The 1,549-nt window shown below is 64.8% G+C and carries 1 protein-coding gene; it reads right to left on the reverse strand.

Going from position 1 to position 1,549, the window contains the following annotated elements:
• Position 1: 1 nt before the first annotated feature.
• A partial coding sequence (ahpF, locus tag MST27_RS22155) for an alkyl hydroperoxide reductase subunit F (RefSeq protein WP_243608006.1) occupies positions 2-1,549 on the reverse strand: 1,548 nt, incomplete at its 5' end.

Consider the following 1,549-nt stretch of genomic DNA (forward strand, 5'->3'; position numbering starts at 1 on the left):
CTCAGTGCTGGACCGAACTGCGGATCAGGTGATCGAAGGCGCTGAGCGAGGCCTTGGCGCCTTCGCCGACCGCGATGACGATCTGCTTGTACGGCACGGTCGTCACGTCGCCCGCCGCGAAGATACCCGGCAGCGAGGTCTCGCCGCGTGCGTCAACGATGATCTCGCCGCGCGAGGTCAGCTCGACGGTGCCCTTGAGCCAATCCGAGTTCGGCAGCAGGCCGATCTGCACGAAGATCCCCTCCAGCTCCAGGCTGTGGAATTCGCTGGAGTTGCGGTCCTTGTAGGTCAGCCCGGTGACCTTCTGGCCGTCGCCGCTCACTTCGCTGGTCAGGGCGCTGGTGATCACGGTGACGTTCGGCAGGCTGTAGAGCTTCTTCTGCAACACGGCGTCGGCGCGCAGCTGGCTGTCGAACTCGAGCAGCGTCACCTGGGCGACGATACCGGCCAGGTCGATCGCCGCTTCGACGCCGGAGTTGCCGCCGCCAATCACCGCCACGCGCTTGCCCTTGAACAGCGGGCCGTCGCAGTGTGGGCAGTAGGCAACGCCACGGCCGCGGTACTCCTGCTCGCCGGGTACGTTCATTTCGCGCCAGCGCGCGCCGGTGGCGAGGATCAATGTCTTGGCCTTCAGCGAGCCGCCATTCTCCAGCTTGATCTCGTGCAGGCCGCCTTCGCTGGACGCCGGGATCAGCGCGGCGGCGCGCTGCAGGTTCATGATGTCGACGTCATATTCACGTACGTGGTTTTCCAGTGCCCGGGCCAGTTTCGGGCCTTCGGTCTCGTTGACCGAGATGAAGTTCTCGATGGCCATGGTGTCCAGCACCTGGCCGCCGAAGCGCTCGGCCGCGACACCGGTACGGATGCCCTTGCGCGCCGCGTAGATGGCCGCGGCGGCGCCGGCCGGGCCACCGCCCACCACCAGCACGTCGAAGGCTTCTTTAGCGCTGAGCTTCTCGGCATCGCGTGCCGAGGCGCCGGTATCCAGCTTGGCGAGGATCTCTTCCTCACCCATGCGGCCCTGGCCGAACAGCTCGCCATTGAGGTAGATGCTCGGCACGGACATGATCTGGCGCACCGTGACCTCTTCCTGGAACAGCGCGCCGTCGATGGCGACGTGGCGGATGTTCGGGTTGAGCACGGCCATCAGGTTCAGCGCCTGGACCACGTCCGGGCAGTTCTGGCAGGACAGCGAGAAGTAGGTTTCGAAGTGGTACTCGCCGTCGAGGTTTTTGATCTGCTCGATGATCTCCGGCGCGGTCTTGGACGGATGACCACCGACCTGCAACAGCGCCAGGACGAGCGAGGTGAATTCGTGCCCCATCGGGATGCCGGCGAAGCGCAGGCTGATGTTGCCGCCGATGCGGTTGAGTGCGAACGATGGCTTGCGAACGTCGTTGCCATCGGTGCGCAGGGTGATCTTGTCGCTCAGGCTGGCGATCTCTTCCAGCAGGGCGAGCATTTCCTGAGACTTGGCGCCGTCACCGAGGGACGCGACGATCTCGAACGGCAGGGTGACCTTTTCCAGGTAGGTTTTGAGTTGCGCTTT

It is taken from the genome of Stutzerimonas marianensis, from assembly GCF_022810315.1.
Classification (GTDB): Bacteria; Pseudomonadota; Gammaproteobacteria; order Pseudomonadales; family Pseudomonadaceae; genus Stutzerimonas; species Stutzerimonas marianensis.